The sequence below is a fragment of the Streptomyces sp. NPDC059695 genome, from assembly GCF_042733785.1.
Taxonomy (GTDB): Bacteria; Actinomycetota; Actinomycetes; order Streptomycetales; family Streptomycetaceae; genus Streptomyces.
In genome coordinates this window covers 49,768-72,672 of the sequence record NZ_JBHWFF010000019.1, presented here as the reverse complement: position 1 = coordinate 72,672, position 22,905 = coordinate 49,768, and the positions used below count along the sequence as shown (strand labels likewise).

At 71.3% G+C, this 22,905-nt stretch carries 16 protein-coding genes and 1 pseudogene; 9 read left to right on the top strand and 8 right to left on the bottom strand.

Translation table 11 applies throughout. The features are described 5' to 3' along the window. The first annotated feature begins 109 nt into the window (after positions 1 to 109). Positions 110 to 1,567, top strand: a complete 1,458-nt coding sequence (locus tag ACFV2S_RS23570; protein ID WP_385562426.1) for a catalase — start codon at positions 110 to 112, stop codon at positions 1,565 to 1,567. A gap of 485 nt (positions 1,568 to 2,052) precedes the next feature. On the opposite strand, the gene ACFV2S_RS23565 is transcribed toward ACFV2S_RS23570, so the two are convergent. After that, entirely contained in the window at positions 2,053 to 3,285 is a 1,233-nt protein-coding gene (locus ACFV2S_RS23565; protein ID WP_385562424.1) for an MFS transporter, read from the bottom strand. 58 nt (positions 3,286 to 3,343) lie between these two features. On the opposite strand from ACFV2S_RS23565, the gene ACFV2S_RS23560 reads away from it, so the two are divergent. Then, positions 3,344 to 4,363, top strand: a complete 1,020-nt coding sequence (locus ACFV2S_RS23560; protein WP_385562421.1) for an ArsR/SmtB family transcription factor — start codon at positions 3,344 to 3,346, stop codon at positions 4,361 to 4,363. On the opposite strand, the gene gcl is transcribed toward ACFV2S_RS23560, so the two are convergent. Beyond that, the gene (gcl, locus tag ACFV2S_RS23555) at positions 4,364 to 6,151 is read right to left on the bottom strand and encodes a glyoxylate carboligase (RefSeq protein ID WP_383791350.1); all 1,788 of its coding nucleotides are present in this window, start codon (positions 6,149 to 6,151) and stop codon (positions 4,364 to 4,366) included. It abuts the gene before it with no gap. A 717-nt stretch (positions 6,152 to 6,868) separates the two neighbouring features. Here gcl and ACFV2S_RS23550 point away from each other — a divergent pair. The 3 genes from ACFV2S_RS23550 to ACFV2S_RS23540 all read left to right on the top strand — a co-directional run bounded on the left by ACFV2S_RS23550 (position 6,869) and on the right by ACFV2S_RS23540 (position 9,047). Next, positions 6,869 to 7,585 (top strand): hypothetical protein, encoded by a 717-nt coding sequence (locus tag ACFV2S_RS23550; protein ID WP_385562417.1) that lies wholly within the window; start codon positions 6,869 to 6,871, stop codon positions 7,583 to 7,585. 96 nt (positions 7,586 to 7,681) lie between these two features. Further along, the gene (locus ACFV2S_RS23545; RefSeq protein WP_385562414.1) at positions 7,682 to 8,500 is read left to right on the top strand and encodes a TIGR04222 domain-containing membrane protein; all 819 of its coding nucleotides are present in this window, start codon (positions 7,682 to 7,684) and stop codon (positions 8,498 to 8,500) included. Positions 8,501 to 8,519: 19 nt separating this feature from the next. Further along, positions 8,520 to 9,047 carry a GNAT family N-acetyltransferase gene (locus tag ACFV2S_RS23540; protein WP_383791355.1) on the top strand — a complete coding sequence of 176 codons (528 nt, stop codon included), beginning with the start codon at positions 8,520 to 8,522 and terminating at the stop codon, positions 9,045 to 9,047. A 29-nt stretch (positions 9,048 to 9,076) separates the two neighbouring features. Here ACFV2S_RS23540 and ACFV2S_RS23535 read toward each other — a convergent pair whose 3' ends face one another. Continuing rightward, positions 9,077 to 10,663 (bottom strand): AMP-binding protein, encoded by a 1,587-nt coding sequence (locus ACFV2S_RS23535; protein WP_385562411.1) that lies wholly within the window; start codon positions 10,661 to 10,663, stop codon positions 9,077 to 9,079. Positions 10,664 to 10,700: 37 nt separating this feature from the next. Next, entirely contained in the window at positions 10,701 to 12,386 is a 1,686-nt protein-coding gene (locus ACFV2S_RS23530; RefSeq protein ID WP_385562408.1) for an AMP-binding protein, read from the bottom strand. 91 nt (positions 12,387 to 12,477) lie between these two features. Between ACFV2S_RS23530 and ACFV2S_RS23525 the strand changes: the two genes are divergently transcribed. Beyond that, positions 12,478 to 13,302, top strand: coding sequence for a response regulator transcription factor (locus tag ACFV2S_RS23525; RefSeq protein WP_385562405.1), 825 nt, complete (start codon positions 12,478 to 12,480; stop codon positions 13,300 to 13,302). Between the two features lie 667 nt (positions 13,303 to 13,969). On the opposite strand, the pseudogene ACFV2S_RS23520 reads toward ACFV2S_RS23525, so the two are convergent. Continuing rightward, positions 13,970 to 14,251, bottom strand: a pseudogene (locus ACFV2S_RS23520) (hypothetical protein); the annotation flags it as partial. An 88-nt stretch (positions 14,252 to 14,339) separates the two neighbouring features. Beyond that, positions 14,340 to 15,452 carry a winged helix DNA-binding domain-containing protein gene (locus ACFV2S_RS23515; RefSeq protein ID WP_385562402.1) on the bottom strand — a complete coding sequence of 371 codons (1,113 nt, stop codon included), beginning with the start codon at positions 15,450 to 15,452 and terminating at the stop codon, positions 14,340 to 14,342. Positions 15,453 to 15,586: 134 nt separating this feature from the next. On the opposite strand from ACFV2S_RS23515, the gene ACFV2S_RS23510 reads away from it, so the two are divergent. Further along, the gene (locus ACFV2S_RS23510) at positions 15,587 to 16,693 is read left to right on the top strand and encodes a magnesium and cobalt transport protein CorA (RefSeq protein ID WP_385562399.1); all 1,107 of its coding nucleotides are present in this window, start codon (positions 15,587 to 15,589) and stop codon (positions 16,691 to 16,693) included. Positions 16,694 to 17,140: 447 nt separating this feature from the next. Beyond that, positions 17,141 to 17,548, top strand: coding sequence for a transposase family protein (locus ACFV2S_RS23505; protein WP_385562396.1), 408 nt, complete (start codon positions 17,141 to 17,143; stop codon positions 17,546 to 17,548). 156 nt (positions 17,549 to 17,704) lie between these two features. Here ACFV2S_RS23505 and ACFV2S_RS23500 read toward each other — a convergent pair whose 3' ends face one another. Both ACFV2S_RS23500 and ACFV2S_RS23495 read right to left on the bottom strand, forming a co-directional pair. After that, complete coding sequence (locus ACFV2S_RS23500; protein ID WP_385562393.1) at positions 17,705 to 18,094, bottom strand: hypothetical protein; 390 nt, start codon at positions 18,092 to 18,094, stop codon at positions 17,705 to 17,707. Then, the gene (locus ACFV2S_RS23495; protein WP_385562391.1) at positions 18,094 to 21,648 is read right to left on the bottom strand and encodes an ALF repeat-containing protein; all 3,555 of its coding nucleotides are present in this window, start codon (positions 21,646 to 21,648) and stop codon (positions 18,094 to 18,096) included. Before ACFV2S_RS23495 ends, ACFV2S_RS23500 begins: the two co-directional genes overlap by 1 nt. Before the next feature lie 718 nt (positions 21,649 to 22,366). Between ACFV2S_RS23495 and ACFV2S_RS23490 the strand changes: the two genes are divergently transcribed. Continuing rightward, complete coding sequence (locus ACFV2S_RS23490; protein ID WP_366306496.1) at positions 22,367 to 22,864, top strand: hypothetical protein; 498 nt, start codon at positions 22,367 to 22,369, stop codon at positions 22,862 to 22,864. Positions 22,865 to 22,905 lie beyond the last annotated feature (41 nt).

Below are 22,905 nucleotides of genomic sequence, written 5' to 3'. Positions count from 1 at the left end.
GCCGCCGACCGGAACACCACACTTCATTTTCAACAAACTGTTGACGTGCTGTTCGAGCCGAATTTACGCTCCTCGGACCGTCAGCAGAGCTCCCGTACGGAAGGTCACGATGTCGAAGCGCGTGCTTACGACCGAGTCCGGCGCCCCCGTCGCCGACAACCAGAACTCCGCCACCGCCGGCGTCGGTGGCCCTCTCCTCCTCCAGGACCAGCACCTGCTGGAGAAGCTCGCGCGCTTCAACCGTGAGCGGATCCCGGAGCGCGTGGTGCACGCCCGCGGTTCCGGTGCGTACGGCTACTTCGAGGTGACCGACGACGTCACCGCGTACACCAAGGCGGACTTCCTCGGCGAGGTCGGCAAGAAGACCGAGACGTTCCTCCGCTTCTCCACCGTGGCCGACTCGCTCGGCGGCGCGGACGCGGTGCGCGACCCCCGCGGTTTCGCCCTGAAGTTCTACACCGAAGAGGGCAACTACGACCTCGTCGGCAACAACACCCCGGTGTTCTTCATCAAGGACCCGATCAAGTTCCCCGACTTCATCCACTCGCAGAAGCGCGACCCCTTCACGGGCAAGCAGGAGCCGGACAACGTCTGGGACTTCTGGGCGCACGCCCCCGAGGCCACCCACCAGATCACCTGGCTCATGGGCGACCGCGGCATCCCGGCCTCGTACCGTCACATGAACGGCTACGGCTCGCACACCTACCAGTGGACCAACGAGGCGGGCGAGGCCTTCTTCGTCAAGTACCACTTCAAGACGAACCAGGGCATCCGCTCCCTCTCCGCCGACCAGGCCGCCGAGCTCGTCGGCAAGGACGCGAACTCGCACCAGACGGACCTGCTGCAGGCCATCGAGCGCGGCGTGAGCCCCTCGTGGACCCTGTACGTCCAGGTCATGCCGGCCGCCGAGGCCGCCGAGTACCGCTTCAACCCGTTCGACCTCACCAAGGTGTGGCCGCACAGCGACTACCCGCTGCAGCGCGTGGGCCGCCTGGTCCTCGACCGCAACCCGGACAACGTCTTCGCCGAGGTCGAGCAGGCCGCGTTCTCCCCGAACAACTTCGTGCCGGGCATCGGTCCGTCGCCGGACAAGATGCTCCAGGGCCGTCTCTTCGCCTACGCGGACGCCCACCGCTACCGCCTCGGTGTGAACCACACCCAGCTCCCGGTGAACGCCCCGAAGGCGACCGTGGCCGACAACTACGGCCGGGACGGCGCCATGGCCACCCGCCAGGGCTCGCGCCACGACAAGAACTACGAGCCCAACTCGTACTCGGGCCCGGCCCAGACCGACGCCGCGCTCTCCGCGCCGCTCGCGATCCACGGCTGGACCGGCACCCACGAGGCGCCCGCGCACACCAAGGACGACGACTTCTTCCAGGCCGGTGAGCTCTACCGCCTGATGTCCGAGGCCGAGAAGGGCCGTCTGATCGCCAACATCGCCGGCGGTCTGTCCCAGGTGTCCCGCGAGGACGTCATCGAGAAGAACCTCGCGCACTTCGCCGCCGCCGACGCGGACTACGGCAAGCGCGTCCGCGAGGCCGTCGAGGCCCTGCGCGAGGACTGACCGCACAGCAGTACCCAGACTGCGTACGGCACCTGACGGGAGGTCAGTGCCGTACGTGGTCCGGATCGCCGGCCCGGATGAGGGGTGGTCGGCGGACCGGACAAGCGTGAGGACCGCGGCGGCTCCGAGCCAGTGCGGTGGTAAGGACGCCGGGCCCCCTTCCTGACCTGAAGGAAGAGGATCACCATGGCGCCCGTCGGCACCGCCGCGGTCCCAACGCCCCCTCTTCGGGGAATCCCCGAGACTCCGCCCGGCGGCGCGGACGACCCCCTCTCGATGCCGCCCTCGCACAACTCCGCAGGCTTCGGACGGCTGCGTCGGACTCCGTCCGCCGGCTCCGGAAGCCGGCACACCCCAAGACTCCGCCCGGCGGCGCGAACGTCCTGTCGCGCCAGCCTCGTGCCGTCGGGCGGTCACAAGCGGGAGAGCGCGGAACCAGGTTTACGGTCCCTGGTTCCGCGCTCTTCTTCTTTGTGCGGCCCCGCTCAGGCCGCTCGCCGACGGTCCCCGCGAGAAGACGGTCGCGCCGCGCCCGACTGCACCCCGCCGGGCTCCCCGGGCTCCTCCCCGCGCTCCGCCCGGGCCAGCAGGAACGTCACGGTGAGCGAGACGAGGGCGAGCAGCACCATCCCCGTACGCGGTGAGCTGTACTGGGCGAGGGTGCCGGCCAGCCCCGCGCTCACCCCCTGGAACGCCAGCATCCCCGACGTGTGCAGCCCGAGGGCGTGACCGCTCAGCTCCTCCGGCACCAGGGTCATCAGCCGCTCCTGGTGCAGCAGGCTCGCGCCGTACCCGACCGCGGACACGGTCACGAGGGCGAGCGCCAGCGGCAGCCTGGGATCGAGGGCGAACAGCAGGAACGGGGCCGCGAGCAGCGCCTGGAGCGGGAAGCGGAGCCGGGCCCGCAGCCGCGCCGGTACGAAGCGGCCGACGGCGGTGTCCCCCGCCAGCATCCCGAGCGCGCCGCAGGCGAAGAGGAGCCCGGCGCGCTCGGGGTCGTACGGCACGAAGAGCGACTCGCAGCCGACGACCAGCCCGTTCGGCACCCAGAGCGCGAGGTAGGCGCGGCGGCGAGCGGGCACGGACAGCAGCCGGCCGTTGGTGTGCCAGGTCTCGGCGACCGACGGCCGCCCGGCCGCGCGGGGCGGCCGCGCCCCGAGACCGAGGCGGGCGGCCAGGGCGGCGGCGAGGTAGAGCCCCGCACCGGCGAGGACCGTGCCGCGCGGCGAGAGCAGCGCGACGAGCAGCCCGCCGGTGGCGAAGCCGCCGATCTGGAAGGCTCCGGTGGCCATGTTCATCACGGAGCGGCCGAGGAGGTACTCCTCGCGCGGGAGGATCTCGTTGAGGAGGCCGTGGCGCACCCCGCCGCCCAGCGAGGCCGCGAGGCCCTCGGCGAGCAGGATCACGAAGACCGTCCAGGTCGGCAGCGCGGGGACCGCCAGGACGGCGGTGCCGAGGGCGAAGAAGAGGGCGATGCCGGAGATCGCGGCGCGCGGCGGCAGCCGGTCGGCGGCGGACAGCAGGGTGGTCGCGCCGAGGAGCTGGGCCAGCGAGGGGCCGAAGAGGGCGAGGGCGGAGAGCAGCGGGGACCCGGTGGAGCGGAAGACGAGCGTGGCGAGCCCGAGTCCGGCGACGGTCTGGGCGGCCGTGTGGGCGGCTCCGGTGACGAAGAGCGGGGTGAATTCGGGCGTGCGGAAGAGCGTGCGGTAGCGGGGCATGCAGCGGAGTCTCGGAGAGCGCGCGGGCCACCGGTAATGTTTCGCGGGGAGGCGAAACATGGGCTGGTGGCAGATCGGCACGGACACCCTGGCGGGGAGCGGGTTCCTGCTCTCGCCGCTCGCCGAGACGGTCGCCTCGCTCAAGACGCTCCACACGGGGGTGCCGGGGCATCCGGGCGAGCGCGCCTGGCTCGGCCGGCACCTGCCCGCGTACCGGGAGCGGCTGGCGGCCGAGCCGCTCGACGCCCTGCTCGTCCGGGCGGCGATCGGCCCCACGTGGAACGCCGACTTCCTCACCCCGACCCCGCTGGGCGACCGCGAGCGGAGCTTCGAGGAGGAGGTCGAGGCGGTGCGGGCGACGAGGCCCGCGGAGGCCGTGGACCAGTTGGCGGTGGCGATCGGCGGTCCGGTCCCGGAGCCGCTGCGCTCGGCGCGGGACCTTCCGGAGCGGCTCGCGGCCGTGCTCGGCTGGGTCTGGCGGGAGACGGTGCTGCCGGAGTGGGCACGGCGGCGACGGGTCCTGGAGGCCGACGTGGTGGCGCGGACGGCGCTGCTGAGCCGGGGCGGCTGGGCGTCGGCGCTCGACGAGCTGTGCCCGGGGAGGATGCGCTGGCTGGGCGACGGGCGGCTGCAGGTCAACACCCGTGACTATCCGCCGCGTTCGGTCGACAGGGGGCGGCTGCTGCTGGTGCCGGTGACCCCGGCGACCGGCTGGGTGTCGTGGGAGGGGACGGAGCGGTACGCGATCGTCTACGCCTGCTCGGGGGTGCTCGCGGACACGGCGGGAACGGCGGTGCCGGAGGCCCTGGGGGCCCTGCTCGGGACGGCCCGCGCCGGAGTGCTCGTGCGGCTCGGATCCCCGCTGTCCACGAGCCAGTTGGTGGCGCTCACCGGGCAGGGGCTCGGCTCGGTGGGCCGGCACCTGAGGGTGCTGCTCGACGCCGGGCTCGTCCGGCGCGGGAGGGCGGGCCGCTCGGTCCTCTACGAGTGGACGGAGGCGGGCGCGGTCCTGGTGGCGGCACAGGGAGACCCCCGTCCCGGTGCTCCTCGGGACGGGGGTCGTCTCACTGCTCCGTGATCAGACCTGGAGGGCCTTGATCGCGGTCGGCGCGTGGCCGGGCTCGGTGGCCAGGTCCTCGAACTCGGTGACGTCGCTCATGTCGACCGTCTTGCTCATGGCGATGTTGGTGATGCGCTCCAGGATGGCCTCGACGACGACCGGGACCTGGTGCTCGACGGCCAGCTTCTTGGCCTCCTCCAGCGCCTCGCCCAGCTTGTCCGGGTCCGTGACGCGGATGGCCTTGACGCCCAGGCCCTCGGCGACCTTGACGTGGTCGACGCCGTAGACGCCGATCTCCGGGGTGTTGATGTTCTCGAACTCGAGGTTGACCTCGAAGTTGATGCCGAGGCCGCCCTGCGCCTGACGGATCAGACCGAGGTAGGCGTTGTTCACGAGGACGTGGACGTAGGGGACCTTGTGCTGGGCGGCGACCGCCAGCTCCTCGATCATGAACTGGAAGTCGTAGTCGCCGGAGAGCGCGACGACCGGGACGTCCGGCTGCGCGGTGGCGGCGCCGATGGCGGCCGGGATGGTCCAGCCGAGCGGGCCGGCCTGGCCGCAGTTGATCCAGTGGCGCGGCTTGTAGACGTGCAGGAACTGCGCGGCCGCGATCTGCGAGAGACCGATGGTGGTGACGTAGCGGGTCTCCGGGCCGAAGGCCTTGTTCATCTCCTCGTAGACGCGCTGCGGCTTCATCGGGATGTTGTCGAAGTGCGTGCGGCGCTGGAGGGTGGCCTTGCGCTCCTGCGCGGAGGCGGCCCAGGCGGAGAAGTCGGGCAGCTTGCCGGCGGCCTTCCACTCCTTCGCGATCTCGATGAAGAGCTCCAGGGCGACCTTGGCGTCGGAGGCGATGCCGTAGTCGGGGGCGAAGATCTTGCCGAGCTGGGTGGGCTCGATGTCGACGTGGACGAACTTCCGGCCCTTGGTGTACGCCTCCAGGTTGTAGCCCGTGTGGCGGTTGGCCCAGCGGTTGCCGATACCGATGACGGTGTCCGACTCCAGGAAGGTCGCGTTGCCGTAGCGGTGCGCGGTCTGGACGCCGACCATGCCGGCGGCGAGCTCGTGGTCGTCCGGGATGGTGCCCCAGCCCATGAGGGTGGAGATGACCGGGATGTTCGTCAGCTCGGCGAACTCGACGAGCAGGTCGGAGGCGTCGGCGTTGATGATGCCGCCGCCGGCGACGATCAGAGGGCGCTCGGACTCCAGGAGGAAGCTCAGCGCCTTCTCGGCCTGCGCGCGGCTCGCGGACGGCTTGTAGACCGGCAGCGGCTCGTAGGTCTCCGGGTCGAACTCGATCTCGGTCAGCTGGACGTCGATCGGCAGGTCGATGAGGACCGGGCCGGGACGGCCGGAGCGCATCAGGTGGAAGGCCTGCTGGAAGACGCCCGGGACCTGCGCGGCCTCCAGGACGGTCGTCGCGGCCTTGGTGACCGGCTTGGCGATCGTGGCGATGTCGACGGCCTGGAAGTCCTCCTTGTGGAGCTTCGAGACCGGAGCCTGGCCGGTGATGCACAGGATCGGGATCGAGTCGGCGATGGCCGAGTAGAGGCCGGTGATCATGTCGGTGCCGGCGGGGCCGGACGTACCGATGCAGACGCCGATGTTGCCGGCCTGGGCACGGGTGTAGCCCTCGGCCATGTGGGACGCGCCCTCGACGTGGCGGGCGAGCGTGTGGCTGACGCCGCCGACGTTCTTGAGCTCGCGGTAGAAGGGGTTGATCGCCGCGCCGGGGACGCCGAACGCCTGGGTGACGCCTTCGCGCTTGAGGATCTCAACGGCCGCTGCGGCGGCGGTCATACGAGGCATGGGAGTGCTCCTGCTTCGGCCGGGCGGATCCAGGCGGGTGGCTCGTCTCGGGAGGCCCGAACCGCCTGTTTCCGTAATGCGGAAATACTGTTCTGCTATACGGAAGCAATGTAGGTCGGGCGGCGGAGAGCCGTCAAGAGAAGTCCGCCCGCCGGGATCACGGAAGTGGCCGAACCCCCTCCCCCGGGGTGCCGGATGGGGGGACCATGGGGCGGAACGACAGGGGGTTGGGCTGTGGGCGAGTCGGTACCGGTGCGCTGTCCGGAGTGCCTGCGGACGCAGGCGTACGCGCCACCCGCCTACCCGTGCGCGTGCGGAAGCCCGGTCGCGCCGGTCGTCGCGGCGGACGAACCCGCGTCGCCGATCAGGCACCGGAACTGGGCCGACATCTGGGTCACCGTCCGCTGCGGGGCCTGCGGCCACGAGAACGCATGGCCCCACCCGGAACTGGGCTGCCCGTGCGGGACGGTCCTGCGGATACCGGTACGGACGGGGGCGTCGGACCCGGCGGACGCGACGGGCCCGCGGGCCGAGGACCCGCCCGGAACGGAGGACGGCGGCGCGGCCGGAACGGCGCTCGGCGGCGCGGCCGGAACGGAGGGGCGTCCCGCCCCGGGCCGGAGCCCCGGAGAGCACCGGCCGCCGACCGCGCCCCCTGGAGGGAACCCACCCCCTGGACCGGCGGAGGACAGGGCCGGAACGGAGAAGGCCGGGCAGGTGGAGACCGGGCAGGAGGGGGCCGACCCGGCCCGTACGACCGCCACCCCACGCGGCGGCGCGGCGGACGGAGGCCCTTCCGGCGGCACGGCAGAGGACGGGACAGGCGGCGGGACCGACGACAGCGGGGCCGACGGGGTGCGGGACGTGCCCGTCGAGCCCGGGTCCCCGTGGTTCGGGCCCGGCCCGAGGGCCCGGAGCGGTGCGGGTACGCCCGACCCCAGTACCGACCCCGGCACCAGCTCCGGCCCCGGCCCCGCCGGCCCCCGGGCCTTCGCCGAGCGCTACCCCGCGCACCTCCCGCCGCCCGTCACCGCCCCGCACCCCGCTGCCCTGCGCGGGGCCTTCCGTCCCGTGACCATCCGGACCTCGCGCGACGCGGTCGCGGCGGCGGCCGGGTACCTGCGCTGGCTCGGCTTCCGGGACGTGGTCCAGCCCGAGGAGCGATCCGCGTCCGGCGTGGACCTGCGGGCGCCCGGCCTGGTCGCCCAGGTCGATCCGAGCACCCGGCCGACCGGGCTGCGGGCCGTCGAGTGCCTCTGGCTGAACGGGCTGACCTCCGCCACGGTGAGCGTGTTCTTCTCGCTCGCGGGCTACACCCCCGAGGCCGCCTCGCGCGCCGCCGAGGTCGGCATCCCGCTCTTCGCCCTCGACCTGACCGGCACCCCACAGCCGGTCAACGACGCGGCGGAGGCGCTCGCGGCCGGCGGCGCCTGAGCGCGGAGTCCCTCACAACTCCTCGGCATCCGAAATCGGCCATTCACGCGTGACGATCACGCTCCCCCGGGCACAACACCTTCGGGGGTGGGTGTCATGCCGACGGGGATGTGGTGGTTCATCGGGGCGGCCTGGTTCGAACTGCTGCTCGCAGTGCTGCTGTTGAGGAGTTGCGGAACCCGCAGCGAGGACACCGCGGCGGGCGGCACGCCCCCGCCGCAGGCCCTCGCGCTGCTGCGGGGCGGCCGGCGGGCGGCCGTCACCGTGGCGCTGGTGGCACTGCACCAGCGCGGCGCCGTGGCGGCGGGCCGCAAACATACGATTCGCGCCAATGGCGGACCGGGCCGCACCCGTGACCCCGTACAGCTCGGGGTGCACGGGGCGCTGCACCGGGCCCTGGCCCTGCGGACCCTCTCCCTGCGCCCCGAGGCGCGGCGGGCCGTCGACGCCCTGCGCGGCGAGCTGCGCGGGGCCGGGCTGCTGCGCCCGCTCGCACGGTGGTGGGCGGCCCGGACGCTGCTGGCCCTGGTGCCGGTGACCGCGGTGGCGGGGCCCCTCGTGACCGGCGCGGCGGGCGGGGGCCTCGCCCGGGCGCTCGCGGCCGGGGCGGTTCCGGTGGCCGTGGCGGTGGCGCTGCTGCGGCTGCCGGACACGACGAGGGCGGCACGGCGGCTCCTCACCGGCCTGCGGGAGCGGTATCCGCTGCCGGCGCACCGGCGGGAGGTCACGGACGGACGGCTCGTGCAGCTGTACGTGGCGCTGTACGGCGATCCGGCCCTGGCCCTGTTCCTGCCACGGTTCTCGCGCGACGGCGGGCTGCTCGACCGGCCCCGGGAACACGAGGGCCCCGGGGGCGACGACCGGAACCGGCCGCCGGAGGACGGAGCTCCGGACGCGGGCGGTCCCTCCCGCTGAGGCCACGCCATACTGTCGTATGCGCATCAGAGCGGCCGCTCCGGCCGAACTCCCGCTGCTCCAGGACATCGAACGGGCGGCGGGCGAGCCGTTCCGTACGCTCGGCATGGCGGCGATCGCCGACGACGACCCCCTGCCCCTGGACGTCCTGGAGGCGTACCGCAGTGCGGGCAGGGCCTGGGTGGCGGTGGACGCGGCCGACCGTCCCGTGGCCTACCTGCTCAACGACACCGTCGACGGCGCCGCCCACATCGAGCAGGTGTCGGTGCACCCGGACGCCGCCCGCCGGGGCGTCGGCCGGGCGCTGATCGAGCACCTGGCGGCGGCCGCCAGGGAGCAGGGCCTGGCGGCCCTGACCCTGACGACCTTCACCGAGGTGCCGTGGAACGCCCCGTACTACACGCGGCTCGGCTTCCGCCCGCTCGCCGACTCCGATCCCGCGCTCACGGAGGGGCTGCGCGCCATCAGCCGGGCCGAGTCGGCCCACGGCCTGTCGGTGTGGCCCCGCGTCTGCATGCGGCGTGAGCTGGTGCGGGACTCCGGCTAGGGCCTGTCCGGCGATGCGCGGGCAGGTCCTCAGGGCCCGTACGTCTGCCGCAGCTCCACCTTCCGCACCTTGCCGCTCACGGTCATCGGGAACTCGGTGAGGATCTCCACCCTGCGCGGGATCTTGTAGTGGGCGAGCCGGTCGCGGCAGAAGGCCGTGATCTCGTCCAGGGTGGGCGGGTCGGCGGGGTCGCGGGGAATCACGCAGGCCAGGATCTCCTCGCCGTACCGCTCGTCGGGGACGCCGACGACCTGGACGTCCGCGATCTTGGGGTGCCCGTAGAGGAACTCCTCGATCTCGCGCGGGTACACGTTCTCCCCGCCCCGGATGATCATGTCCTTGATGCGGCCGACGATCTGCACGTAGCCGTCGTCCCGGATGACCGCGAGGTCCCCGGTGTGCATCCAGCGGCCCGCGTCGATCGCCTCGGCGGTCTTCTCCGGCTCGTCCCAGTAGCCGAGCATCACGCTGTAGCCGCGGGTGCACAGCTCCCCCGCCGTACCGCGCTCCACGGTCAGCCCGGTGGCCGGGTCGACGACCTTCACCTCGACGTGCGGCATGACCCGGCCGACGGTGCCGGTGCGGCGCTCCAGGTCGTCGTCGCGGCGGGTCTGGGTGGAGACGGGCGAGGTCTCGGTCATGCCGTAGCAGATCGACACCTCGGCCATGTTCATCTCGGCGACGACCCGCTTCATCACCTCCACCGGGCACGGCGAGCCCGCCATGATCCCGGTGCGGAGGGTGGAGAGGTCGTACGCGGCGAAGTCGGGCAGGTCGAGCTCGGCGATGAACATCGTCGGCACCCCGTACAGCGAGGTGCAGCGCTCCTCCTGGACCGCGCGGAGCGTGGCGGCGGGGTCGAAGGAGGCGGCCGGGATGACCATGCAGGCGCCGTGCGAGGTGGCCGCGAGGTTGCCCATGACCATGCCGAAGCAGTGATAGAAGGGGACCGGGATGCAGATGCGGTCCTGCTCGCTGTAGGCGATCATCTCGCCGACGAAGTAACCGTTGTTGAGGATGTTGTGGTGGGAGAGCGTGGCGCCCTTCGGGAAGCCCGTCGTCCCCGAGGTGTACTGGATGTTGACCGGCTCGTCGCAGGAGAGCGGATCCGGGCGCAGCTCCCCGGGCGTCCGGGCGAGCAGCGCGTCCCAGCTCGGGTCGCCGAAGTAGACGGCCTCTCGCAACTCCGGGCACTCCGGGTGGACTTGCTCGACCATGGCCCGGTAGTCGCTGGTCTTGTGGGCGAGCGAGGCGAAGAGCAGCGAGATGCCGGCCTGCTTCAGGACGTACGCCAACTCGTGGGCGCGGTAGGCCGGGTTGATGTTCACCATGATGGCGCCGACGCGGGCGGTGGCGTACTGGACGAGGACCCACTCGGCGCAGTTCACGGCCCAGATGCCGACCCGGTCGCCCTTGCGGACGCCGCTGCCGAGCAGGGCCCCGGCCAGCCGGTCGACGTCGGCCCCGAACGCGGCGTACGTCCACCGCCGCCCGGTGGGCACGTCGACGAGCGCCTCCCGCCCGGGCCAGGCGGCGACGGCCCGGTCGAGGTTGTCGGCGATGGTGTCGCCGAGGAGCGCGGTGGTGGAGGTCCCGTGGGTGTAGGACAGGTTCACGCGAGGTCCCCTTCCTCGTGCGGGAGGTTCACGGCGGTCACGCGAGGTCCCCTTCCACGTACTCCTTGCCGCCGCCCTCCGCCGTCAGCCGGCGCAGTTCGACGCGCCGGATCTTGCCGGACACGGTCTTGGGCAGGTCGGCGAACTCGATGCGCCGGACCCGCTTGTACGGCGCGAGGACCGCGCGCGAGTGGGCGAAGAGGGCCTTCGCGGTCTCCTCGTCCGGCTCCCAGCCCGCCGCGAGGACGATGTACGCCTTGGGGACGGCGAGCCGCAGCGGGTCGGGAGCGGGGACGACGGCCGCCTCGGCGACGGCCTCGTGCTCCAGGAGGGCGCTCTCCAGCTCGAAGGGGCTGATCTTGTAGTCGGAGGCCTTGAAGACGTCGTCGGCCCGCCCGATGTACGTGATGTAGCCGTCCGCGTCCCGGGAGCCGATGTCGCCGGTGCGGTAGTGACCGCCGGCCATCGCCTCCGCCGTACGCTCCGGGTCGCCGTGGTACCCGGTCATCAGGCCCACCGGGTGGGCGGCGAGGTCGAGGCAGATCTCGCCCTCCTCCACGTCGGCCCGGCCGCTCACCGGGTCGACGAGGGTGACCCGGAAGCCGGGGCTCGGGCGCCCCATGGACCCCTCCTTGAGCGGCTGGCCGGGACTGTTGGACACCTGGACGGCCGTCTCGGTCTGGCCGAAGCCGTCCCGGATGGTCACGCCCCAGGCGCGCCGCACCGACTCGATGACCTCGGGGTTCAGCGGTTCGCCGGCGGCGACGACCTCGCGCGGCGGGGTCTTCAGGCAGCTCAGGTCGCTCTGGATCAGCATCCGCCACACGGTCGGCGGGGCGCAGAAGCTGGTGACCCCGTTCCGCTCCATCTCGTCCATGAGGCGGGCCGGGTCGAAGCGGGTGTAGTTGTGGATGAAGACCGTCGCCTCGGCGTTCCACGGCGCGAAGAGGTTCGACCAGGCGTGCTTCGCCCAGCCGGGCGAGGAGATGTTGAGGTGCACGTCGCCGGGCTTGAGGCCGATCCAGTACATCGTCGAGAGGTGGCCGACGGGGTACGAGACGTGGGTGTGCTCGACCAGCTTGGGGCGGGCGGTCGTGCCGGAGGTGAAGTACAGCATCAGGGTGTCGTCGGCGCGCGTGACGCCGTCGGGCTCGAACACGTCCGACTCCCGGTCGGCGTGCTCGTACCCGAGCCAGCCGACGCCGTCGCCGCCGACCGCGATCCGGGTGTACTCCCCGGGGACGTCGTCGAACTTGGCGGTGTCCTCGGCCCGCACGATCACGTGCCGGGCGCGGCCCCGGTCGACGCGGTCCCGCAGGTCGGCGGGGCCGAGGAGCGGGGTGGCGGGGATGAGGACGGCGCGCAGCTTCATCGCGGCGAGCACGGTCTCCCACAGCTCGACCTGGTTGCCGAGCATCAGGATGATCCGGTCGCCGGCGCGGACGCCCTGGGCGCGGAGCCAGTTCGCGACCCGGTTCGAGCGGGCGGACATCGCGGCGAAGCTCACCCGCGTCTCGGAGCCGTCCTCCTCGACGATGTGCAGCGCGGTCCTGTCGTTGTCGCGCGCGATGACGTCGAACCATTCGAGCGCCCAGTTGAAACGGTCGGGCCGGGGCCAGACGAAGCCCTCGTAGGCCGTCTCGTAGTCCTCGCGATGCTCCAGCAGGAAGTCCCGGGCGGCCCGGAACCTCTCCGTGGCGCCGGTCGCGCTCGTGGGCGTCATGTGTCCTCCTCGTTGCGGGACCTGTCCCGGACATCGTGTAATCGGTGACCCAGGTCTCACTACCCCCGTTCGGGGGTGAAGGAGTGGTTCCGTGCCCGAGATGACGGAAGCGGTGGAGTTGCGGGCGGCCCTGCTGCGGCTGAGGCGCGCCAGCGGGCTGCCCGTCGTGTTCGGCGGACTGCTCCAGGAGGGGGCCGCGGGCCGCACGGTGCGGATCGCCGAGCTCAGCGGGGCGGTGACGCCCGCGCTGCGGGGGCTGGCGATCTCGGCCGGCTCGGGCCTCGGCGGGAAGTGCCTGGCGCTGTCGCGGCCGTGCGCGGTCATGGACTACCCGGCGTCGCGGCACATCACCCACGAGTACGACGTCCCCGTGTCGGCGGAGGGGCTGCGGGCGGTGATCGCCGTCCCCGTGGTCGTGCGGCGCAAGGTGCGGGGTGTGCTGTACGGGGCGCTGCGCGAGTCCCTCCCGATCGGCGAGCGCGTCTTCGACGCGGCAATGGCCGCGGCCCGCGACGTGGAGCAGGCCCTGGCGGTACGGGACGAGGTGCGGCAGCTGCTCGCGCCGCCCGCGCCGGGCCCGTCCTGGGAGGAGGTCCGCCAGGCGTACGGAGAGCTGCGCGAACTGGCGCCGAAGGTCGTCGACCCGGCGCTCCGGGACCGGCTCCTCGCTGTCTGCGGCCGTCTGGAATCCGCGTCCGGCGCCGCGCAGACGGCCCCTGGGGTGTTCCTGACCCCGCGCGAGACGGACGTGCTCGCGGAGGTCGCCTCGGGCGCGACGAACGCCACGGCGGCCGCGCGCCTGGGCCTCCGCCCGGAGACGGTGAAGGGCTACCTGCGCTCGGCGATGCGCAAACTGGGCGCCCACACCCGCCTGGAGGCGGTGGTGGCGGCCCGGCGGGCGGGGGCGCTGCCGTAGGGGGTGTCCGCCGATCGAGCGGGGCGGGTGCGCCGCCGTGGAGGGCGTCCGGCCGAGCGGGCCGGGCGGGTGCGCCGCCGTGGAGGGCGTCCGGCCGAGCGGGCCGGGCGGGTGCGCCGCCGTGGAGGGCGTCCGGCCGAGCGGGCCGGGCGGGCCGACGGCGTGGAGCTCGTCGTGCTCAGAGCCCGGCGGCCCAGGCGTCGAAAGCGGTGACGGCGGCCGCCGGGCGGCCGATCGAGGCTCCCGGGCCCGCCGCCAGGGTCAGGGCGAAGCCGTTCGTGCCGCCCAGCGTGACCGCACAGTCGAGGCTCCCCGGCGGAAGCGCGGTCAGCTCCGGTACCGGTGGGGACAGCAGCAGCTCGCAGGAGGCGGGCGTCTGCCCATGGGCGGACAGCTCCTCGTCCATCGCCTCGGCCAGGGGCGGCGCGTTGTCCTCGGGGGATCCCGGGCGCAGGGGAAAGGCCCGGTCGAGGACGGTCACGCCGATCCCCCGGAGCGTGGTGGCCCGCAGGTGGACGACGCGGGCGTCGAACAGGCCGTGGGTGTGGAGGACGTAGACGGCGACGAGTGCCGCCCGGACTCCTGCGGCCAGGTCCGCCGGTTCCGTCCGCAGCGGCCATCGCCACTCCCGTCCCCACAGCCGTACGGGCCGCAGCCCTTCGGTGAGCGCGAGCAGCCCGTATGCGTCCGCGATCGTCCGGGCCGCGGACACCATGTCCCTGAGGTGCTTGTCCTTGACCTTGCCCCAGTGCGCGTTGAGGGCGTCCAGCGCCTCGCCGTGCCCCGAGGACGGCAGACGCTGCACATGGTTGTTGGCGAGCCGGCCGTCGTCGGCGAACTCACGCAACGCGTCGGCCATGTCGCGACAGGCGTCCTCGTCGACGTTGGGCCAGTTCACCCTCACCAGGTCCAGAAGCGTGTCCGCCCAGTCCGGAACCGTGACAGCCAGGAACGAAATCCCCCTGTACGCACAGGCGTTCACATCGGAGAGATTCGACCCACGCGAATGAGGAGCCCCTCCTCCTGGCGACTGACCGTCAGCTCTCCGGATGAACGACGTCGTAAGGGGTTCCAGGGGGTGTCATCAACAGAAGGATCCGCTCCGCTTCGGCCGTGAGCGCCGCCCGCTCCGCGCGCGTCACTCGCGCGAAGGGCTCGATGGTGAGCGTGGTGCGGTCCTTGGCCTCGTCGAGGCGCCAGAGGCCCGCGAGGAAGCCGTCGAGGAGGAAGGTGCGGTGCGCCTGGTTGCCGGTCCAGGTCCGGGTGCGGTGCTCGGCGGGGACGACGCGGGTGCGGTCGGCGTGCGAGAGCAGCAGGTTGTCGAACTCGGGGAGGAACCGGGGCGGCGCGGGGGTGTCCTCGTCGGGGCGGGGCGCGTCGGGGAGGTCGAAGAGCTCGGTGCCGTGCTCGTCCCGGAAGACGAGGAGCTCGGCCCGCAGTCGTTCGAACGCCGGGCGGAGACGGGTGAGGCCGCACCAGAGCTGCATGTCCTTGACGGAGGCGGGGCCGAAGGCGCCGAGGTAGCGCCGTACGGTCTCGTCGAGGTCGGCGGCCTCGTCCGCCGGCCCGTCGAACCACGTCCGGACGGTGGTGAGCGCGACCTGCCCGCTGCGCCGCCACAGGCCGCGCGGGGTGACCTGGACCATCAGGAGCAGGCAGCGGGCGGCGATCGTGAGCGCGAGCGGATCGGCGTCCGGCCACTCCTGGAGCAGGTGCTCCCGCAGCTCCTTGGGGGTGCGGGGCCGCTCCTCGACGTACGCGGTGGCCAGGGCGGTGAGCCGGTCGAGGTCGACGCCGTCGAGCCCCTTGCGGAACATCTTCAGCTCCCGGTCGATGGCCCCCGCCTGCACGAGTCGGCGCAGGCCGACGGCGTCGCGGGCCGTGTGGGTGTGGACGGTGGACCGGAGCGAGACGATCCGGGCGACCCGCCGGGACTCCATCAGCGCGGACAGGTCCTCGGGCCGGAACCCGTCGAGGCGGGCGGCGAGCGCGTAGTACGGGGGCTTGGTGTTCTGGGCCTGGAGGCCGACGAGGTGGGCGACGGCCTCCTCGACGCCGAGCGGGGCGGGGCGCAGGAGCAGCTGCCGGTCGAGGGTGGCGCGGTTCAGGGCACGGGGGCCGAGCACGGGGTGGGTCGTCTTGAGGGCCATGTCGGCACGGTATCGGGGGTTGCGGACAGATACGGTCCGCAAAGGCGAGTGGCCGAGAACCGAACAGAAAGGATTGGCCCCATATATCCTGCTCTGGGCCCACCCTGGGCCGCCGACCGAGGAGGCGCACGACGATGCCCGACCGCCGCCCCCGCCCGGCCTGGCGCCACCGGGCCGAACCGTCGCCGGCGCCCTCGTCCGAGCGGCCGCCCTCGGCGGAGCCGAGCGTGGTGCAGTCGACGCTCTACCGCGACGGCCGCCGGGTCTCCTCCCCGATCACCCTGGCCGACACCTTCCGCCAGCTGCGTGAACACCCCGACGGCATGGCGTGGATCGGGCTCCAGCGCCCCACAGAGGAGGAACTCCACTCCCTGGCAGCCGAGTTCGACCTGCACGAGCTGGCCGTCGAGGACGCGTTGGAGGCCCATCAGCGCCCCAAACTGGAACGGTACGGCGACACGCTCTTCGTCGTCCTGCGGGCCGCCCGCTACCTGGACGCCCCGGAGGAGGTCGACTTCGGCGAGCTGCACGTCTTCGTGGGACCGGACTTCCTGATCACGGTGCGGCACGGCGCCGCCCCGGACCTCTCGGCCGTGCGCCGCCGCATGGAGGAGAACCCGGACCTGCTGGCCCTGGGACCCGAGGCGGTGCTGTACGCGATCCTCGACGCGGTGGTCGACGGATACGCACCCGTGGTGGCGGGCGTCCAGAACGACATCGACGAGATCGAGACGGAGGTCTTCGGCGGCGACCCGGCGGTCTCCCGCCGCATCTACGAACTCTCGCGCGAGATGGTCGAGTTCCAGCGCGCCACCCGCCCCCTGGTGGGCATGCTGCACGCCCTGATGGCCGGCTTCGCGAAGTACGGCACGGACGAGGAACTCCAGCGCTACCTCCGGGACGTCGCCGACCACGTCACCCACACCAGCGAACGCGTCGACGGCTTCCGGCAGGCCCTGGCGGACATCCTCACGGTCAACGCGACCCTGGTCACCCAGGAACAGAACGCGGAGATGCGAGCCCTGGCGGAGGCCGGCTTCGAACAGAACGAGGAGATCAAGAAGATCTCGGCCTGGGCCGCCATCCTCTTCGCACCCACACTCGTGGGAACTATTTACGGCATGAACTTCGAGCAGATGCCTGAGCTCAGTTGGGGCCTCGGATATCCCTTCGCGATCGGCTTGATGGGGGTGGTCTGCGTGAGCTTGTACGCTGTTTTCAAGCGTCGAGACTGGCTATAGCAGGCGCCCGGCCCTACACGCACAGCACACGCGGTTTGTTTCTGCACCTCTGCGTGAACCGCCCAATTCGGGCTCTGGGGAGCCGCTGGGGAGAAGTGATGCGGGTGATCTCGTCTACCTGCCTCCGGAAAGGCCCTGACCAGGACTTTTGCCCTCCTGTAAGCGCTGGGGAGAATCCGGGGAGAATCAGCCGGCGACGCAGCTCCTTCGTCTGCGGCTTCGGTCCGTTTCCTCTTCCCTGCTCGGCATCTCGCCAGTTGCTCCGGCCGCCTCCTGGCCGATCACGGACAGTGACACTGGCTTCAGGGCGGAGCAACACGTCAGTTCCTCAAGGGATCCCTCGGGCGCGGTTGCCGAGGACCTGGTGCGTACCGGGAGAAGTTCCGGCGCCGTCTGCCGCTGCCCGCCGGGTAGAAGTGCCTCCGGCGTCCTCATGGTGAAGCACGGATGAGCGACGTGACCCGCAGTCAGTGCCGCGCCGGTGCCGTAGGGCCGAGGTCGGGGTGGTCCCGCAGTTCGACGGTGAGGCCTGCGGCGGTGCCCGGCTCCACCCACGACCTCGCCGCCGCCCGGACGCACGGCATCGTCGAGGCCCTTGGCGATGCCGACATCAAGTGCCGGGCGGACAAGTCCTATCAGGGTGCCGGCCGGTGTGTTCGCGTCCCGTTCCGGGGCCGTCGGCTCAAGCGATGGCAGCGTCGGCACAACACCACCCACGCCAAGATCTGCTGTGCCGGCGACCAGGCCATGGCCACGCTCAAGTGCTGGCGTCCACTGCGGAAACTCTGCTGCTGTCCCGACCGCACCACCAGCATCGTGAAGGCCGTCGTCGTTCTTCACCACGCATCAGCGTGAGGTTGGAAAAGGCTCAGGGCCTCCTGGAACAGCTCTTGGCTTCAACAACCACTGAGCTACCGAGAGGCCCTGCCTTCACGCGCGCACCACCGGAAGATCACCCGGCCAGGATCCCTGTTCGACCCATACGTTCCATGACCGTTTGAGACACGACCCCTAAGTCTCAGTGCTCTTGGTGAGCACCAGGGACCACGCCCCATCCGGAGTGCTGAACGCTACCTTTCCTCCGCCGCGCGTGTAGAGCTGGACACCGGAGACCTCACCGATGCCACGCTCATCGATGTCCAGGTAGACGAAGTCGCTGCCGCTGCTGTCGACGAACTCCCATTGGCCGTGGAAATCGGCGGGGTCGGTGTGCGCGTCTGTCGACAGATGAGTGGCCGTGAATGTGCCGTCGGAATCAAGCCGGATCTCGCCGCCGGTCTCCTCGTTGCGGTACAGACCGGGCAGGTCTTCGGCGTCGGCCTGAGCCGTGCAGCCTGCGATGAGTACCGCGGAAGCGGCCAGGGCAGCGGCGAACCAACGTCCACTCGTCAGCTTGCCCACTACGGCCCCAGCGTCACGTTGAACTCGATGACCATGGTCATGGTCGACCCCGGCCCTGAGTCGCCGCTGACCCAGTCGATCAACCCATTGATGGCCTTACCCGCGGTGTCCTTGTACCAGTCCTGGTACCCGATGACAGGCGGGCGGGTCGCGGACTCAATGCTCTGCGCGCTGAACGCCGTGTACCGCCACACCACGCTGCCGTCCGCGTTCTTCCGGATGGGGGTCATCCGGATCTGCTGTGAGCCCAGGAACGCGTATGCGAAGTTTCCGGTGTACCCGGTCAGGAGCCCGTCTCCTGGTTGCGTGGCATGGATGTCTCTGAGCCACTTCAGGCCCTGGAAGCCGGCGAGGCTGTAGTCGTACATGTACGTGTGACCCAGCTCGTAGTTCCCGGCCCGCACCCGATCAGCAAAGTAGCCGAGGGCCTCACTGGTCCAGGGATGCTCGCGGTAGAGCTTGGTGAACCCGTCGTCCGGGCCGAAACACTGGGAACGGTCGCCGCCCCCCGTGAGCCAGCTCCACCCCAGCTCAAACGGGTTATTGCCGTTTCCGGACGGGATGGGCTTGCCGAACGGCGTCAGACAGCTCTCGGCTCCGGCCGGAAGGCCGTTCCCGCCGCCGATGGGAACGGAAGCATTGTCGATCGCCTTCTGGATCGCCTCACGCACCGCGGCCTGGGCAACAAGAATGTAGGCCTGGGTTGCGGCCTGCGCGGCGGCGGCGGCGTCCTTGCCGGCTTCGAGTGCCTGCTTGCGGGCTACCGTTGCCGAGATCGCGGCGTCCGTGGCGTAGCGCGCGGCGATCTCAGCGGACCGCACGGCTCGCGTCGCGGCCGTGCGTGCCACGCTGCTCGCCTTGACTGCCGCGGCGGCCGCGTTGCTCGCGGTCTGGGCGGACTTCGCCGCTTCGGCCGCAGACGTCTCGGCGGCGTCGGCGTTGTCACGTGCTTCCTGCGCAGAGTTCTCCGCATCCGCGGCATAACCCTTGGCGAGGTCGGCCCACTCGAGCGCTTTGTCAGCGGCCTGGCGTGCGAGGGCGGCAGCCTCGGAGGCGCGGGCCGCGTCCTCCTGCGCATTCGCCGCGATCTTGGCCGCGCGTGCGATCGACGCACGGACCGCGCTGATGTGCGTGGCGCGATCGTGGTCGATCCGCGCGAGGTCGTACTGAGTCGTTGAGATGAACTGGCGGAGCATGAAGGTGTCGCCCTCGAGCGCGATCTGCGCCGCCGCCTTGGTGTAAGGGCCTCCGCTTGCGAGCAGTGCGGAAGCGGCCACCCGGTCATCCTCGCGTACGGCCGCCTCGCGGCCGACCCACAGGAAGGTGTGCAGGGCCTCGGCGGTCCCCGCGTCCAGTGCGGCCGATGCCTCGCTTCGCACCCTCGTGCCGCTGCTGGGGTCGGCCAGGATCCTGGCCACCTCGACCCGGTTGTCCTCAGCGCCCGCCTCGACCGCTCCGGTCTCCAGGAACGCCTTGATCTTGGCGTGGTCCTCGGTCTTCAGAGCCGCCGCGGCCGCCGTCGCCACGGCCTCCGTCGACGTCGCGGCGACCGCCCCGACGTTCTCGACGTTGTCCTGCTGCAGCGCGAGGACGCGGTCGGTCGAGATCCAGTTGACGACGTCCTGGTCCGAACCGGCCAGCGCGTACTCCGCTGCCTGACGGGTCCAGGTCCCCGAGCCCTCCAAGAGGCGGACCGCCGCCTTGCGCCCGGCCGCCGCGGCCTGCTCGATGGTTCCGTTCTGCAGCGCTGATTCCGCAGCGCTGATGAGTGCCAGGAGCTCTTCGGAGAGGCGTGCTTCCTGGGTCCGCTCCCGGTTGAACCGTTCGAGCTCGTTCAACTCCGCACTCGCCGCGAGCCGTGCCTGCTCGATCGCCTCGCTGGTCTCCTCGGCCAGACTGTCGGCCTCGGCCTGGCGGGCCAGCGCTTCGACATCCCCCGCCTTGGCGACCGCGGCGGCGGCGGCGTTCGCCGCCTCGACAGCGGCGTCGGCAGCCAGCGTGGACCGGTTGGCGTAGTCGACCGCCTCACCGGCGTGCGCGGCCGCTTCCTTGGCCGCGGCCGCCGCCTTCTCGGCGTGATCGGCGGCGCTGTTGGCCGCGTCACGCGCCGTGCGGGCAGCGGCGGCCGCCTGCCCGGCCAGGTTCCGCGCCCTGCCCGCCGCCGTGGTCGCCACGGCCGCGGCGGCATCCGCTTCGGCGGCGGCCTGCTTCGCGGCAGCGGCCTCGGACTTGGCTGCTCCGGAGGCCACGGCCGCGTCGGCCGCCGCGCCGGCGGCGGCGGCCGCGTTGACCGCCGAGTTGCGGGCGGCGTCGCCCGCCCGCACCGCCGCGTCGGAAGCCAAGGCCGCGAGGTCCGCCTTGGCGGCCACCGTGCGCACGAAGCTCACCAGCTTCAGGCACACGTCCGCCGCCGCGGTGGCCGCGCCCGCCATCGCCCTGTCCTTGGAAGCGGCGATCGCCGCACGGTACGCATTCGCCGCAGCGCGTCCCGCCGATGCCGCTGCCGCGGCAGCGGCATTGGCGGCAGCCACCGAACGCTGTGCGGCGGACTGTGCCGTCCGTGAGGCCGCCACAGCGGTCGACGCGGCCGCGGCCGCGCCCTTGGCCGCCTGCGCGGCCTTCCCCGCCGCCTTGGCCGAGCGTGCGACATCCTGCTCGGCGGCCAAGGCCTCGGCCTTGGCTTCCAGTGCCGAGGCTTTCGCCTTCTCGGAAGCCTTGACTGCCTGCTCGGACAGCTCGACAGCCTCATCGGTCTTCAGACCGGCGCGGCGTGCTTCCTTCTCCACGGTGTCGACCAACTGCTTGATCGTGGCCGATTCCTCGTCGCGTGCCCGGGCGATGTACTGACCCGTCTCCAGGAACCACCGGATGGCCCTGGCCGACCCGTCGTTCATGGCCCGACTCGCGTAGTCAGCCACCTGTGGTGACGCTGAGGCGAGGATGGTCATCACCTGCACACGGTCGTCCTCCTCCTGCGCGGTGAACCGCCCGTCACTGAGGAAGGCGCGCAACGCGAAGGGGGAATCGGCCGCCAGCGCGGCGGATGCATCACGCTTCACAGCCTTGGCACCGTGGGCCTGGACCGTACTCACGGCCACCCTGAGATCCTCGTCCACGGCAGTCTGGAAACCGCCCTGGAGGAGGGTCTCGACCGCTGCGTCCCCGCTGGACAACGCCGCACCGATGGCGTTGCGCGTCGCCAAGCCCGCTGTGGCCAGGGACTCCGCGAGCGCGAACCTGTTGTCCTCGGCCCAGGCCACGGGTGCCTTCTGAGCGAGGAACTCCGTTATGTCCGCGGCGGATCCCGCCAGCGCCGCAGACGCCGCGGTGCGGACGGCCCGGCGGCCCGATCGGTACGCCCAGACCACCCTGCCGCGATCGGTATCCGGAAGTCCAGATCCCTCGGGCACCGCCGGCGTGCCACCCGAACCGCTCGCCGCGTACGCCGGGCGCGTCCCGAACATACCGGTGGACAGCACGCTGCCGGCCGCTACCCCGGTGAAAATGGCCAGCGTCTGACGCCTGCTCAACACCCGCCGTGATTGCTGTGACATCACGACTCCTTTCCACTCTCACTGTGTCTATCCGACCCGCACTCGCCCCGATGGCGCGGCACGGTGCCGCCCGCCGCGTCGCCGAGACAGATGCGCAAATAGCGCGCAGATGCTGTCCGGGCGTCGAGGCAGCATGATCCCAACATCCATTCAGTTAAACGTCAATTGGCTAGCAATGCGAGGTGCAGCTCTACGGTTTAATCTGTGGCAATTGTTCCGTTTTCTCGGGGAATCCACTCCACCATTCATGATGGATCGCAAAGCGCGATCCATCCAGCAAATTGGAAATTTCGACTCCAAACATCTCCCGATAGAATTTCCATTCGCGAGTCAAAGCCCACACGTACGTGAAGGTCACGCCTCACACTTTTCACAAGCCCTTCACGATCATCCCTACAACCTTCGTGCAACTGGCTGTTTCAGCGGGCGAATTCGCCGACCCTGCATAGCTGCTTCCGGTTTGCCCTGCTGGACATGTGGAGGGATTGAGCTCTTGAATGAGGCGCCGCAGAAAGCCGCTTCAGCTCGCCTGGATGAATTCGCACGCCTCGCCAGGTGGGCCGAAACGGCCTGCGCGGAAATATCGGCAGTCGTCATCCCGACTGCTTCCAGGACTTGCTCGCATTTCCCTGAAACGGCGTAGAGGCACCCGGTCGGGGCGCGTCGCTATGCAGAGAAGAAGGGGATGAGGCACCTGATCTGTAAGAGGGAAATGCACATGAAACTCGTCACTCGCGTCATTGCGACGGCATGTACCGCCGGCCTGGCGGCCGTGCTGTGGACGACTTCGTCGGCGGGCCGGCCGGCGGGGAACACGGACCCCGTGGCCGACGCGGCACCCGGATATGCCGTGGAGGAATACAACTACCCGAACGCGGACAAGATCCTCGCCGAGAAGAACATCGTCCTGAAGCGGGGCGACGGGCACATCGTGCTGGCCGACTGCGCCAGTGAGACCGGACTGCTCGAGGTCTGGGCCCGCAGCAAGGACAAGATCTGCTTCAAGGTCACCGGGAACAGCGGCTGGCTGACGCTTGAGATCCCCGCCGTGTACGCCGTCAAGGGCAGCGTCGACCAGAGCGCCCAGGTCGACATGACGGTCGGCACGGAGGAGAAGTCCTTCGACGTCGCCAAGAACACCTGGACCGCGGTCGGCGAGAGTGCCGACCCCGAGGGTCGCGACCACATGCTCGTCGAGATCCGCACCTCCAAGTAGAAACGTCGGACCGCCTGTTCACCCCTTGGATCCCGCAGCAA